The following is a 14,151-nucleotide window of genomic DNA, read 5'->3' on the forward strand; positions in this document are numbered from 1 at the left end:
TGCCCCGGCCGATGGCCGGGTTTGGCGTCCGGCCCCGCTCAGGATTTGAGGCGGGTCCAGACGCGGTCGCGCAGTTCGACCGCGGCCGGCGAGCAGTTCTTCGCCGGGCGCAGCCGCTGAAGATATTCGGGCGGCATGTTGATCGCGGGATCGGCGCTCAGCGCCTTGTCCATGAAGGCCTCGGACCCCTTGATCGCGTTCATGTAGGTGGTGAAGTTCGAGGCCGCGCCGGCGTTCTCGGGTTTCAGCATCCAGGCGATGAAGATCTTGGCGTTGTCGGGGTTCTTCGCGTCCTTGGGCACCACCAGGTTGTCGGCCCACAGGCTCATGCCCTCCTTCGGATAGACGAAGACCGCGCTCGGGCGCTTCACCTTGGTGCGGTGGGCGGCGCCGTTCCACTGCATGTGGGCGACCACCTCGCCCGCGGCCATGCGCTCGACCGAGCCGTCGGAGTTGTACAGGGCGACCGCCGGCTTCTGCGCCGACAGCAGCTTGAAGATCTTGCCGGCGTCCTCGTTGCTCTCGGTGCAGCGGTCGATGCCGAGATAATAGGCGGCGGCGTTGAAGACCTCGACCGAGTCGTTCATCATCGCCAGATGCCCCTTGAACGGGCCGTCCGGGTTGAAGATCGACCACCAGCTGTCGTCGACCGGGCCCTGGACCTTGGCGCTGTCATAGGTGAAGCCGGTGGTGCCCCACATGTAGGGCGCGGAGTATTTCCGCTCCGGGTCGTACCAGGGCTTGTCATGCGGCGGCATGACGGCGGCGAAGCCCGGCATCTGCGCCGCGTCGATCTCCTGCAGCAGGCTCGCCTTGACCATGATGTCGACCATGTAGTCGGACGGCACCACCACGTCGTAGCCGCCGCCGCCGGCCTGCAGCTTGGCCAGCATGGTCTCGTTCGAATCATAGACGTCGAGGGTGACCTTGATGCCGGTCTCGGCCTCGAACTTCTTGAGCAGGGCCGGGTCGGTGTAGTTGGTCCAGTTGAACAGGAACAGGTCACCCGCCGCCCAGGCGGCGGGGCCGGTGAACAGAACCGCCGCCGACAGGGCGGCGGCCAGAAGGTCGCGTCGGATCCGCATCATGGCCTCCCCGGCCGGTTCAGTGCCGCGTCCGTCCCACGAACCAGGACAGGGCGACGAAGACGATCGAAATCAGCAGCATCAGCGCCGAGATGGCATTGACCTCCGGCGTCACGCCGATCCGGATCATGCCGTAGATGTAGACGGGCAGGGTGGTGGCCCCCGCGCCGGAGACGAAGAAGGTGATGACGAAGTCGTCGAGCGAGATGATGAAGGCCAGCATCAGCCCGGACAGGATGCCGGGCCACAGCAGCGGCAGCGTCACCCGGCGGAAGGCCCGCCAGGGCGTGGCGTAGAGGTCGGACGCGGCCTCGGCCAGGCTGGCGTCCATCCCCTCCAGCCGCGCCCGGATCGGCAGGTAGGCGAAGGGGATGCAGAACACGATATGGGCCAGGATGATGGTGCTGAGGCCGAGCGGCAGGGTGATGGCGGTGAAGAACAGCAGCGTCGCCACCGCCGTTACCACCTCGGGCACCACCAAGGGCAGGGCGATCAGGGCGCTGACCGCGTTCTGGCCGCGGAAGCGCCGGCGCGCCATGCCGATTGCCGCCGGGATCGCCATCAGCGTGGCGGCGAGGGATGCGACCACCGCGATGACCAGCGAGTTCTGCGCCGCCCGGATGATGTTCGGGTTGCCCAGCACGATGCCGAACCAGCGGGTGCTGAAGCCCTCCCAGATCGTCGCCGAACTGCCGGCGTTGAATGYCAGCACCAGCAGCACCGCGATCGGGATGTAGAGATAGGCGAAGAACACCCAGGCGGCGGCGCGGACGCCCGGGAAGCGGCGAAGGCTGGACGACGCGCTCATTTCGCCACCTGCGGCGCGCCGCGGAAGCGGATCAGGTAAAGCATCATCGCCAGCAGCACGATCGCCAGCAGCGCGAAGGACAAAGCGGCGCCGAACGGCCAGTTGCGGGACGACCCGAACTGGTTCTGGATCAGGTTGCCGATCATCATCGACTTCGACCCGCCCAGCAGGTCCGGCGTGACATAGGCGCCGAGGCAGGGGATGAAGACCAGGATGGCGCCGGCGGCGACGCCGGGCATCGCCAGCGGGATCACGATCCGGCGCAGCGCCCGCCATTTGTCGGCGCCCAGGTCGTAGGCGGCCTCGACCAGCCGGAAATCCAGCTTCTCCAGGCTGGAATAGATCGGCAGCACCATGAAGGGCAGGAACGAGTAGGTCAGGCCGATGGCGATCGCGGTTTCGGTGTACATCAGGTTCAGCGACCCGGTGGTGAGGCCTAAGCCCTGCAGCGCCGAATCGATCAGTCCGCCGGAGCGCAGCATCAGGATCCAGGCGTAGTTGCGGACCAGCAGGTTGGTCCAGAACGGGATGGTCACCAGGAAGATCAGCAGGCTGCGCCGCGGCGGCGGCTGCATCGCCATGTACAGCGCGGTGGGGAAGCCGATCACCACGCACAGCACGGTGGTGAACAGCGACAGCCAGACCGAGCGCAGCAGGATCTGCGCATAGGCCGGATTCCAGATCAGGCTGTCGTCGAAGTCGCGCTCGTAGAAGAACCTGACATAGGCGTCGGTGGTGAAGCTGTTCCACTGCACGCCGCCGAACTCGCCGCGCTGGGCCACCGACACCACGGCCATGATCGCCAGCGGGATGATGAAGAAGATCAGGATGAAGGCGACCGGAACGCCGATCAGCCCGGCGGTCTTGAGCCGGCTTGCCCGTGCCATGCCGCGCCCCCTCAATCGGCCAGGGTGTGGCCGGCGCCGGCCGGGATCGACACCACCACCCCGTCGCCGGGCTGGAAGCTCTGCTGCGCCCCCGGCCGGTTCTGCAGCCGGGCGGTGATCAGCGCGCCGCCCTCGGCCAGCCGGACATGGTAGGTGGTGTCGGTGCCGACATAGACCACCGTCTCCACGGTTCCGGCCAGCCCGCCCGGTCCGGGCGGGGCCGACAGCTGGATCCGCTCCGGCCGCACCGCCAGGGTGGCCCCGTCGGCGCAGCCCAGCCCGGTGGCCAGGGCGCCGTCGAAGAAGTTGGTCTCGCCGATGAAATGGGCGACGAAGCGACGGGTCGGCTGCTCGTAGATCTCGCGGGGGCCGCCGATCTGCAGGATCTCGCCCTGGCTCATCACCGCGATGCGGTCCGACATCGTCAGCGCCTCCTCCTGGTCATGGGTGACGAAGATGAAGGTGATGCCGGTCTCGGTCTGCAGCCGTTTCAGCTCGATCTGCATCTCCTTGCGCAGCTTGAGGTCCAGCGCCGACAGCGGCTCGTCCAGCAGCAGCACCTGGGGCTCGCTGGCCAGGGCGCGGGCCAGGGCGACGCGCTGCTGCTGGCCGCCGGACAGCTGCGACGGCTTGCGGTTCTCCATCCCGCCCAGCTTGACCAGGGCGATCATCTCGGCGACCCGGGCGTCGGCGCGGGCGCGCTCCACGCCCTTCATCTCCAGCCCGAAGCGGATGTTCTCGCGCACGCTCATATGCGGGAACAGGGCGTAGCTCTGGAACACCGTGTTCACCGGCCGCTTGTGCGGCGGCAGCCCGTCGATCGGCCGGCCGTGCAGCAGGATGTGGCCGGATGTCGGCTCCTCGAAGCCGGCGATCATGCGCAGCAGCGTGGTCTTGCCGCAGCCGGAGGGGCCGAGGAGGGTGAAGAACTCATTGTCCCGGATTTCGACCGAGACCCCGTCCAGGGCTTTGACCGCCCCGTCCTGGCCGCCGTCGAACACTTTGGTGACGTCGACAACGTCGATTGCCGTCCCTGTCAAGATGGCCTCGTTTCTTGTTGGGCAGGGCGCGGCACCAGGGTGGGCCGTCGGCCCCCTGGCGGATCGCACTCCGATGATCGGATTTCTGAATGATCCGATTCCGGTCGCTGCGCTGCTGGCAACGATATCAGCAGGAGCCGGCGGCGACCGCAAGCCCGCCTCGCCTGATATCGTCGGACATTCGGGGGGTCGTCGTCGCGGCCATGAAAAAACCCCGCCGTCGCCGGCGGGGTTTCGTCGTTACGGTCGAGGCGGGCCTCAGACCGAGTAGTACATCTGGAACTCGATCGGGTGCGGGGTGTGCTCGAAGGCGTAGACCTCTTCCCACTTCAGCTCGATGTAGGCCTCGATCATGTCCTTGCTGAACACGTCGCCCTTCAGCAGGAAGGCGTGGTCGGCCTCGAGCGCCAGCAGCGCCTCGCGCAGCGAACCGCAGACCGTCGGAACGTTCTTCAGCTCCTCCGGCGGCAGGTCGTACAGGTTCTTGTCCATCGCCTCGCCCGGATGGATCTTGTTCTGGATGCCGTCCAGGCCGGCCATCAGCATGGCCGAGAAGGCGAGATAGGGGTTGGCGGTCGGGTCCGGGAACCGCACCTCGACGCGCTTGCCCTTCGGCGACGAGACGTAGGGGATGCGGCAGGAAGCCGAACGGTTGCGAGCCGAATAGGCCAGCAGCACCGGCGCCTCGAAGCCCGGGATCAGCCGCTTGTAGCTGTTGGTCGACGGGTTGGTCAGGGCGTTCAGCGCCTTGGCGTGCTTGATGATGCCGCCGATGTAGTACAGGGCGGTGTCCGACAGGTCGGCATAGCCCGAACCGGCGAAGGTCGGCTTGCCTTCCTTCCAGATCGACTGGTGGACATGCATGCCCGAGCCATTGTCGCCCTTGACCGGCTTCGGCATGAAGGTCGCGCTCTTGCCGTAGGCGTCGGCGACGTTGTGCACGACGTACTTGAACGCCTGCAGCGCGTCGGCGCTCTTGATCAGGGTCTCGAACTTGATGCCCAGCTCATGCTGCGAGGCGGCCACTTCGTGGTGGTGCTTCTCGACGTTGACGCCCATCTCGGCCAGGGTCGACAGCATCTCGGCGCGCAGGTCGTGCGCGGCGTCCAACGGCGGCACCGGGAAGTAGCCGCCCTTCGGCTGCACGCGGTGGCCGCGGTTGCCGTCCGGGTAGGTCTTGCCGGTGTTCTCCGACGCGTCCTCGCTGTCGAGGTAGTAGAACGCCGAGGTGGTGTTCTGCTGATAGCGCACGTCGTCGAAGATGAAGAATTCGGCTTCCGGGCCGAAATAGGCGGTGTCGCCGATGCCGAGCGACGTCATGTAGCGCTCCGCCGACTTGGCGATCGAGCGCGGGTCGCGGCTGTAGGGCTGGCCGGTCGCCGGCTCCAGGATGTCGCAGGTGATGTTCAACTGCGCCTGGGCGGCGAACGGGTCCATCACCGCCGTGTCCGTGTCCGGCATCAGGATCATGTCGGATTCATTGATCGCCTTCCAGCCGGCGATCGACGAGCCGTCGAACATGACGCCATCGGTCAGCATATCCTCGTCCACCGTCGAGACGTGCTGGCTGACGTGGTGCACCTTCCCGCGGAAATCGGTGAAGCGGAAATCAACGTATTTGACGTCGTTCTCTTTGATCAGATCGAGAACTTTGGTGACGCCGTCGGCCATGATGTTTTCTTCCTGTGTTTGGACTGTGCGCAAGTGTTCTTGACGAGAGACGTTCTTGGGCGGCTCGCGTTCAGGGATCCGGGGCCGACGCTCAGACGGCGTCGGCGCCCTTCTCTCCGGTGCGGATGCGGATCACTTCCTCGACGGGGGTGACGAAGATCTTGCCGTCGCCGATGCGGCCGGTCTGGGCAGCCTGCTGGATGGCCTCGATCGCACGTTCGACCAGGCTGTCCTCCATGACCACTTCGACCTTCACCTTGGGCAGGAAGTCGACCACGTACTCCGCACCGCGATACAGTTCGGTGTGGCCCTTCTGGCGGCCGAAGCCCTTCGCCTCGGTGACCGTGATGCCCTTGATCCCGACCTCGTGAAGGGCCTCCTTCACCTCGTCGAGCTTGAACGGCTTGATGATGGCTTCGACTTTCTTCATGGGTTCGGAACCGTTCCCTGGATCGTTTGCGCGCCACCGCCGGGTGCGGAACGCTCTCGCAGACAGTGTAAGCAAGCCGCGTGCCAGTCGTCGACTCCGCAGCGTCGACCCCGGATCCCGGAATCGCAGCTTATAATTTAGGCTTCGTGATTAATTTTTAGGCTTTGACCAGTTCGGGCAGGGCTTCGGCCATCCGCGCCACGGCCCGCTCGATGTTCTCGACGCTGTTGGCATAGGACAGGCGCAGGAAGCCCTCGCCCATGGCGCCGAAGCTGGTGCCGGCGATGGTGGCGACGCCGCAATCGTCCAGCAGCCGGGTCTGCAGTTCCTTGGACGACAGGCCGGTGCCGGAGATGTTGGGGAAGGCATAGAAGGCGCCGCCCGGCTCGACGCAGCGGACGCCCGGCAGCCGGTTCAGGGAATCGACCACGACGCGGCGGCGCTCGGCGAAGGCGGCGCACATGCTGGCGACGGCGTCCTGTGGCCCCTGCAGCGCGGCGATGCCGGCATATTGGGCGGAGGCGTTGACGCAGGAGTGGGAATTGACCGCCAGCCGGGTCGCCGCCTCTCGCAGGGCCTTGGGCCAGACGCTCCAGCCCAGCCGCCAGCCGGTCATGGCGTAGGTCTTCGACCAGCCGTCGAGCAGGATCACCCGGTCGCGCAGGGCAGGGTAGGACAGAAAGCAGCTGTGCTCCTGCCCGTCATAGAGGATGCGGCTGTAGATCTCGTCGCTCAGCACCGCGACATGGGGGAACCGCTCCAGCCTGGCGGCGAGGCGGTCCAGCTCCGCCTTCGGCACCACGCCGCCGGTGGGGTTGGCCGGGCTGTTGATGATCAGCAGGCGGGTGCGCGGTGTGATCTGGGCCAGCACCTCGTCGGCCGAGAAGGCGAAGCCGTTCTCCTCGGTCAGCCGCACCGGCACCGGAGTCGCGCCGGTGAAGCGGATGGCGGATTCGTAGATCGGGAATCCGGGGTTGGGGTACAGGATCTCGGCCCCGGGCTGGCCGAACATCAGGATGGCGAACCACATCGTCACCTTGCCGCCCGGCATGATCACCACGTCGTCCGGATCGACCGTGACGCCCTGACGGTCGGCCAGGTCCGCCGCCACCGCCTGGCGCAGGGCGGGGATGCCGCCGGCCGGGGTGTAGCCGTGATGGCCGTCGCGCAGCGCCTTCACCCCCGCCTCGACGATGTGGTCTGGGGTGCGGAAATCCGGCTGGCCGATGCCGAGATTGATGATGTCGCGGCCCTGCGCCGCCAGCGCCTGGGCCCGCGCCAGAACGTCGAACGCCGTTTCGGTGCCGAGATTGGCCATGGCGGCCGCCTGGATCAGCATCGTGCCTTACCCCTGTGTGGATGTGTCGGGGCGGACTATGCCGGCCCGCAGGCCCGCGGTCATTCCCGGAAGCGCCCTCGACGGGCGGGAATGCGTCCAGCCCGCATTTCCCACCCTCGTTGCGTCCTGCGCCATCGCCACAGGCCGGCAGGGCAGGAGAGCGGCGCAGCGCGATGCGGTGGCATCGGGCAAGCCGTTCGACGCACCCTGCCGGCCTGTGGCGATGGCCCGAAGGGTCGCCTTGCGCCGGCCGCCTGCAGGGGCGGGCCGCTCAACCGTATGGCCTGATACGCTTTTCGCGTCCCGCCCCCGCATCCGACTCGCCGCAAGGCGACGCAGAACGCAAGGAGGGTGGGAAATGCGGGCTAATGCTTGACGCCGGGGCGGCGATGGCTCATATGAGCCGCCGCTAAGCGCTGTGGCGGCCATAGCTCAGCTGGTAGAGCACTCGGTTGTGGTCCGAGATGTCACGGGTTCGAGCCCCGTTGGTCGCCCCATTCCCCTTCCTGTCATGGTCTGATACCCCTGCTCCGACCGGTTCGGAGGAGGATGAGTTGTATCGACCCAATGCCGCGAAGCAGAAGCTGCGCGCAGGCGCCCCCGTCTATGGCTGCTGGCAGGCGATCGGGCATTCGCTGATCACCGAGGTGCTCGCCCTCACTGGCTACGACATCGTGCTGCTGGACCACGAGCACGGCCCGGCCTCGATCGCCGATGCGGTGCCCAGCCTGCAGGTGCTGGCCGGCTCCCCGGCGAGCAGCATGGTGCGGATGCCCTGGAACGACCCGGTCTACGCCAAGCGCATCCTCGACATCGGCGCCGAGGGCGTGATGGTACCGCAGGTCAATTCGGCGGCGGAGGCCGCGGCCGCGGTGGCCGCCTGCCGCTATCCCCCGGCCGGGATCCGCGGCGTCGCCTACGGCATCGCCCGCGGCGCCGATTTCGGCCTGGCGCCGGACTATCTCGAGACCGTCGCCGACAATTTGCTGATCCTGTGCCAGATCGAGACCCGCCAGGCGGTCGAGGCGATTTCCGAGATCGCGGCGGTCGACGGCGTCGACGGGCTGTTCATCGGCCCGTGGGACCTGTCCGGCAGCCTCGGCAAGCTCGGCCGATTCGACGACCCGGAGGTGCGCGACACGATTCTGCGGGCCGAACGCGCCATCCTCGACAGCGGCAAATGGCTGGGGTCGCTGCCCTCGCTCGGCCGCTCGCCCGCCGAGATGGTCCGGGACGGCTGCAAGATCGTGATCTCCCCGGCCGACATCACCCTGCTGCGCGATGCGGCCCGCGCCGACATCGCCGCCTTCCGCGCCGGGACGGCCGCGCGGTGACCACCGCACCCGGCCTGGCGCTGCTGACCGCGGCGGAGATGGCGGAGGCGGATCGCCGCACCATCGCCGCCGGCACCCCCGGCATCGTGCTGATGGAGCGGGCAGGGGCGGCGGTGGCGCGGGCGATCACGGCCCGCTGGTCGCCGCGCCCGGTCGCCGTGCTGTGCGGCCCCGGCAACAACGGCGGTGACGGTTACGTCATCGCCCGGCTGCTGGCGGGGCAGGGGTGGCCGGTGCGGCTCGCCTCCCTGGTCGCGGCCAAGGCGCTGCGTGGCGACGCGGCGGAGGCGGCGGCGCAATGGCAGGGCAAGGTCCTGGCGCCGACGCCGGCGGTGCTGGACGGCGTCGGGCTGGTCGTCGACGCGCTGTTTGGCGCCGGGCTGAACCGGGCGCCGGAAGGCAAAGCCGCGGCGCTGATCGAGGCGATGGCGGGCTCCGGCCTGCCGGTGGTGGCGGTGGACGTCCCCAGCGGCCTGTTCGGCGACGACGGCAGCGCCCCGGGCCCGGTGGCGACGGCCGCCCTGACCGTCACTTTCTTCCGGCGCAAGCCCGGCCACCTGCTGCTGCCCGGCCGCTCGCTGTGCGGCGAGACCCGCGTCGCCGACATCGGCATCGGCGCCTCGGTCCTCGACGCCTTCGGCCCGTGCCTGCACGAGAACGGGCCGGCGTTGTGGCGGGCGGCGCTGCCGCAGTCAGCGGCCACCCAGCACAAATACGATCGCGGCCATCCCCTGATCCGCGGCGGCGGCAGCCTGACCGGTGCGGCCCGGCTGGCGGCGCGCGCGGCCCGTCGGATCGGGGCCGGGTTGCTGACCGTGATCGCGCCCGAGGCGGCGCTATCGGCCTACCGCGCCGACTGGCCGGGGGCGATGGCGCTGCCGGACGACCGCTGGGGCGGGCTGCTGGCCGACCGCCGCATCGGGCCGGTGCTGATCGGGCCGGGCGGCGGCGTCGGGGCGCCGCTGCGCGATGCCGTCGCGGCGGTGCGCGCCGCCGGCAAGTCGCTGGTGCTCGATGCCGACGGCCTGGCCAGCTATGCCGGGCAGCCTGGGGACCTGGCCGGCCTGCTTGACGCCGACTGCGTGCTGACCCCGCACCAGGGCGAGTTCGACAAGCTGTTCGGCAAGGGCGAAGGATCGCGGCTGGCCCGGGCCCGGCAGGCCGCGGCCCTGGTCGGCGCCGTCGTGGTGCTGAAGGGGCCGGACACCATCATCGCCGCGCCGGACGGCCGGGCCGCGATCAACGCCAACGCGCCGCCGACCCTGGCCACCGGCGGCACCGGCGACGTCCTGGTCGGCATGGTGCTCGGGCTGAAGGCGCAGGGCATGCCGGGCTTCGCCGCCGCCTGCGCCGCGGTCTGGCTGCACGGCGCGGCGGCGGAGCGGGTCGGCGCCGGGCTGATCGCCGAGGATGTGATCGACGCGCTGCCGGGCGTGCTCGACCGGCTCTAGGCTGTCCAATCGTCCGCGTTTTGCCTGTCGCGTGCGAAAACCCTGTGCTATGACCGCCCCTTCGCAGGGCCGACTCCCTTCGCTGCGCGCCGCTTTGTGCGTGTTTTCGGGGGCGTGCAGGGGTGGGGGTCTTCGCGGGCGTGGCGGAATTGGTAGACGCACTGGATTTAGGTTCCAGCGGCGAAAGCCGTGGGGGTTCAAATCCCTCCGCCCGCACCATCACACATCAGACAGGGCACAGCTCGACCGACCTGTCATATCGACGGATTCGTGAAGACCAATGGAAGTGATCGAAACCAGCGCCGAGGGTCTGCGGCACGAGTTCAAGATTGTCGTGCCGGCGGCCGACATCGAAAAGCGCGTCCAGACGGAACTCGTCAAGCTCGCGGGCCAGGTGAAGCTCCCGGGCTTCCGCCCCGGCAAGGTGCCGGTGGCGCTGATGAAGCAGCGTTACGGCAAGTCGGTCATGGGCGAGGTCCTGGAAGGGGCCGTCGACGAGGGCACCCGCAAGGCGCTGGACGAGCGCAACCTGCGCCCGGCGCTGCGCCCGAAGGTCGAGGTCACCAGCTTCGACGAGGGCAAGGACCTCGAGTACAAGGTCGATGTCGAGGTGCTGCCGGAGATCACCGCGCCGGCCTTCGACACGGTCGAGATCGACCGTCCGGTCGCCGCCGTGACCGATGAGCAGGTCGCGACCGGCCTGCAGCGCATCGCCGAGAGCCGCCGCAAGTTCGAGCCGATCACCGAGGAGCGTGGGGTCGAAACCGGCGACGTCGCCGTGATCGACTTCAAGGGCAGCCTCGACGGCGCCGCGCCGAGCGACGACATGTCCGGCGAGGACCATCGCCTGGAGATCGGCTCCGGCCGCTTCATCCCGGGCTTCGAGGAGCAGCTGATCGGCAAGAAGGCCGGTGAGCACCTCACCGTCACGCTGAACTTCCCCGAGGAGTATCCGAGCCCCGAGCACGCCGGCAAGCCGGCCGCCTTCGAGGTCGACGTCAAGTCGATCGAGAAGGGCGTGGTGCCCGAGGTCAACGAGGAGTTCGCCAAGGAGCTGGGCTTCGACGACCTCGAAGGCCTCCGCGGCGCGGTCAAGGGCCAGACCGAGCAGGAGTTCGGCCGGATGTCTCGCCTGCGCGCCAAGCGCAAGCTGCTCGACAAGCTGGCCGAACTGGTCGATTTCGCCGTGCCGCAGGGCATGGTCGATCTCGAATTCGACCAGATCTGGAAGCAGGTGCAGCAGTCGATCGAGACCGGCGGCGAGGACAATCCGGACAAGAACAAGCCGGAGGACGAGCTGAAGGCCGAGTACCGCGGCATCGCCGAGCGCCGCGTGCGCCTGGGCCTGCTGTTCGCCGAGGTCGGCCGCGCCGAGAACGTCGAAGTGACGCAGGAGGAGCTGAACCGCGCCCTGATCGCCGAGGCCCGCCGCTATCCGGGCCAGGAGCAGCAGGTCGTCGACTTCTTCCGCAAGAACCCGCAGGCGATCGAGAACCTCCGCGCGCCGCTGTTCGAGGAGAAGGTCGTCGACGTGATCCTCGGCAAGATCAAGGTCAACGACACCCCGGTGACGCCGGAGGAGCTGGCGCGCGATCCGGACGAGGACGAGGCCGGCGAGACCAAGTCCGCCGACACCAAGGCCGCCGCCGAAACCGAAACCGGCGCTTGATTGGTTGCCGGGCGCCGCAGCACTCCCCTAATGTAGGGGTGAGCCGCGGCGCCCTGCTGGCCCGCGCGAGCCTTCGAGGAACGGAATGCCTCCGTATGAGCCGAGCATGAACGCCCTGGTCCCGATGGTCGTGGAACAGACCAATCGCGGCGAGCGCGCCTATGACATCTATTCCCGCCTCCTGAAGGAGCGGATCATCTTCCTGACCGGGCCGATCTATGACGAGCTCGCAAGCCTCGTCTGCGCCCAGCTGCTGTTTCTCGAATCCGAGAACCCGAAGAAGGACATCGCCTTCTACATCAACTCGCCGGGCGGGGTGATCACGGCGGGCATGGCGATCTACGACACCATGCAGTACATCCAGCCGCAGATCGTCACGGTCTGCGTCGGCCAGGCCGCGTCGATGGGGTCGCTGCTGCTGGCGGCCGGCGCGCCGGGCAAGCGCTTCGCCCTGCCGAACAGCCGGATCATGGTGCACCAGCCCTCGGGCGGCGCCCGTGGCCAGGCCTCGGACATCGAGATCCAGGCCCGCGAGATCCTCAAGCTCCGGGCTCGCCTGAACGATGTCTACGTCAAGCACACCGGCCAGTCGCTCGAGGACATCGAGGCATCGATGGACCGCGACAAGTTCATGTCCGCCGAGGAGGCCAAGGGCTTTGGCATCGTCGATCAGGTCGTGGAACGGCGCCCGACCGTTGCCGAATAATCGATCTCTTTGCCCGTTGCCCTACCGATCCGGGGCGAAGGGCGCTATCTTGATTCGAGGTGATGCGGATCGGCCTTGCGTCAGGATGACCTTGTCGCGGGGTGGAACCGCCGCCATCTGGAGGCAACCGCATCCCGGCCCGTGCGCCTGGGGCACGCGGCTCGGAATCGCGGATGCGGAAGTGAGGCAGTGATGGGTAAGACCGCAGGCGGTGACTCGAAGAACACGCTCTACTGCTCGTTCTGCGGCAAGAGCCAGCACGAGGTTCGCAAGCTGATTGCGGGCCCGACTGTGTTCATCTGCGACGAGTGCGTCGAGCTGTGCACCGACATCATTCGCGAGGAAAACAAGACGACGCTGGTCAAGAACCGCGACGGGGTCCCGACACCGAAGGACATCCGCAAGGTTCTCGACGACTACGTCATCGGCCAGGAGCATGCGAAGAAGGTGCTCTCGGTCGCCGTGCACAACCACTACAAGCGGTTGGCGCACGGGCAGAAGACCGGTGAGGTCGAGCTCGCGAAGTCCAACATTCTGCTGATCGGTCCGACCGGCTGCGGCAAAACGCTGCTGGCCCAGACCCTGGCGCGGATCCTGGACGTTCCCTTCACCATGGCCGACGCCACGACCCTCACCGAGGCGGGCTATGTCGGCGAGGATGTCGAGAACATCATCCTCAAGCTGCTGCAGGCCGCCGACTACAATGTCGAGCGGGCGCAGCGCGGCATCGTCTACATCGACGAGGTCGACAAGATCAGCCGCAAGTCGGACAACCCCTCGATCACCCGCGACGTCTCGGGCGAGGGCGTGCAGCAGGCCCTGCTGAAGATCATGGAAGGCACCGTCGCCTCCGTGCCGCCGCAGGGCGGGCGCAAGCACCCGCAGCAGGAGTTTCTGCAGGTCGACACCACCAACATCCTGTTCATCTGCGGCGGCGCCTTCTCCGGGCTGGAGAAGATCATCTCCCAGCGCGGCCGTGGCAGCTCGCTCGGCTTCGGCGCCGACGTGCGCGGGCCGGACGAGCGGACAACCGGCGAGATCTTCAGCGAAGTCGAGCCCGAGGATCTGCTGAAGTTCGGCCTGATCCCCGAATTCGTCGGACGCCTGCCGGTGGTGGCGACGCTCGACGACCTCGACTCCGAGGCGCTGATCGAGATCCTGTCCCGCCCGAAGAACGCGCTGGTCAAGCAGTACCAGCGCCTGTTCGAGATGGAGGATGTCCATCTGTCGCTGACCGAGGATGCGCTCAAGGGCATCGCCGCCCGCGCCATCCTGCGCAAGACCGGCGCGCGGGGCCTGCGATCGATCATGGAGAGCATCCTGCTCGAGCCGATGTACGACCTGCCGAGCATGAACGGGGTGGTCGAGATCGTGGTCAACCGCGAGGTGGTCGACGGTCGCGCCAAGCCGCTCCTGATCTACGCCGAGAAGCAGCAGGATCGGGCGCCCGGCGCCTGATCCGAACGGCGGCCGGATCAAAACAACCCGTACCCGGACAGCCGATGTTTCACGACATCGGCTGTTTCGTTTCGAACTGGGCCGTTCCCGACCCCCGGCATGCCGCCCGGGCTTGTCAGGACGTTCCGATTGGGCTCATGTGCCCGTATGAGGGCTGCAGCGCATCCGTCCCTTGAACGGCCTCCGGTCATCGCCACGTTTACTGGGCGTGCCGGGTCTCTACCGTCCGGCGCCGGCGCGGCGCCGCTCCTCGGGCCGCTGCCCACCCCACTA

Annotated in this window: 12 protein-coding genes and 2 tRNA genes; 7 read left to right on the forward strand and 7 right to left on the reverse strand. The window is 67.9% G+C overall.

Features of this window, described 5'->3' with window-relative positions; genetic code table 11:
• Nucleotides 1-38: 38 nt before the first annotated feature.
• The 7 genes from AB4112_RS13355 to AB4112_RS13385 all read right to left on the reverse strand — a co-directional run bounded on the left by AB4112_RS13355 (nt 39) and on the right by AB4112_RS13385 (nt 7,260).
• Complete coding sequence (locus AB4112_RS13355) at nt 39-1,088, reverse strand: extracellular solute-binding protein (RefSeq protein ID WP_441720276.1); 1,050 nt, start codon at nt 1,086-1,088, stop codon at nt 39-41.
• A 16-nt stretch (nt 1,089-1,104) separates the two neighbouring features.
• Nucleotides 1,105-1,893: an ABC transporter permease gene (locus AB4112_RS13360; RefSeq protein WP_441720279.1), complete on the reverse strand. Its 789-nt coding sequence runs from the start codon at nt 1,891-1,893 to the stop codon at nt 1,105-1,107.
• Nucleotides 1,890-2,780, reverse strand: a complete 891-nt coding sequence (locus AB4112_RS13365) for an ABC transporter permease (protein WP_309796340.1) — start codon at nt 2,778-2,780, stop codon at nt 1,890-1,892. The genes AB4112_RS13360 and AB4112_RS13365 overlap by 4 nt, the downstream gene beginning before the upstream one ends.
• An 11-nt stretch (nt 2,781-2,791) precedes the next feature.
• Nucleotides 2,792-3,820 carry an ABC transporter ATP-binding protein gene (locus tag AB4112_RS13370; RefSeq protein WP_309796342.1) on the reverse strand — a complete coding sequence of 343 codons (1,029 nt, stop codon included), beginning with the start codon at nt 3,818-3,820 and terminating at the stop codon, nt 2,792-2,794.
• A 258-nt stretch (nt 3,821-4,078) separates the two neighbouring features.
• Complete coding sequence (gene glnA, locus AB4112_RS13375; protein WP_309796344.1) at nt 4,079-5,491, reverse strand: type I glutamate--ammonia ligase; 1,413 nt, start codon at nt 5,489-5,491, stop codon at nt 4,079-4,081.
• Between the two features lie 91 nt (nt 5,492-5,582).
• A complete protein-coding gene (locus tag AB4112_RS13380; RefSeq protein ID WP_309796345.1) occupies nt 5,583-5,921 on the reverse strand; it encodes a P-II family nitrogen regulator in 339 nt (112 codons plus the stop codon).
• A gap of 157 nt (nt 5,922-6,078) precedes the next feature.
• The gene (locus tag AB4112_RS13385) at nt 6,079-7,260 is read right to left on the reverse strand and encodes a pyridoxal phosphate-dependent aminotransferase (protein WP_441720285.1); all 1,182 of its coding nucleotides are present in this window, start codon (nt 7,258-7,260) and stop codon (nt 6,079-6,081) included.
• A gap of 421 nt (nt 7,261-7,681) precedes the next feature.
• Between AB4112_RS13385 and AB4112_RS13390 the strand changes: the two genes are divergently transcribed.
• The 7 genes from AB4112_RS13390 (at nt 7,682) to clpX (ending at nt 13,878) form a co-directional block, all read left to right on the forward strand.
• Nucleotides 7,682-7,757: transfer RNA gene (locus AB4112_RS13390), tRNA-His, on the forward strand.
• Nucleotides 7,758-7,814: 57 nt separating this feature from the next.
• Nucleotides 7,815-8,594 carry an HpcH/HpaI aldolase family protein gene (locus tag AB4112_RS13395; RefSeq protein ID WP_309796348.1) on the forward strand — a complete coding sequence of 260 codons (780 nt, stop codon included), beginning with the start codon at nt 7,815-7,817 and terminating at the stop codon, nt 8,592-8,594.
• On the forward strand, nt 8,591-10,045 hold the full coding sequence (locus AB4112_RS13400; RefSeq protein WP_441720288.1) for an NAD(P)H-hydrate dehydratase: 1,455 nt from the start codon (nt 8,591-8,593) through the stop codon (nt 10,043-10,045). The genes AB4112_RS13395 and AB4112_RS13400 overlap by 4 nt, the downstream gene beginning before the upstream one ends.
• A 134-nt stretch (nt 10,046-10,179) precedes the next feature.
• Nucleotides 10,180-10,264: transfer RNA gene (locus tag AB4112_RS13405), tRNA-Leu, on the forward strand.
• Nucleotides 10,265-10,325: 61 nt separating this feature from the next.
• Complete coding sequence (tig, locus tag AB4112_RS13410) at nt 10,326-11,714, forward strand: trigger factor (RefSeq protein ID WP_441720291.1); 1,389 nt, start codon at nt 10,326-10,328, stop codon at nt 11,712-11,714.
• Between the two features lie 85 nt (nt 11,715-11,799).
• Nucleotides 11,800-12,420, forward strand: a complete 621-nt coding sequence (gene clpP / locus AB4112_RS13415; RefSeq protein WP_309796354.1) for an ATP-dependent Clp endopeptidase proteolytic subunit ClpP — start codon at nt 11,800-11,802, stop codon at nt 12,418-12,420.
• Nucleotides 12,421-12,612: 192 nt separating this feature from the next.
• Entirely contained in the window at nt 12,613-13,878 is a 1,266-nt protein-coding gene (clpX, locus tag AB4112_RS13420; RefSeq protein ID WP_309796356.1) for an ATP-dependent Clp protease ATP-binding subunit ClpX, read from the forward strand.
• Nucleotides 13,879-14,151: the final 273 nt, after the last annotated feature.

The organism is Inquilinus sp. 2KB_23 (assembly GCF_052115705.1).
Lineage (GTDB): Bacteria > Pseudomonadota > Alphaproteobacteria > DSM-16000 > Inquilinaceae > Inquilinus > Inquilinus ginsengisoli_A.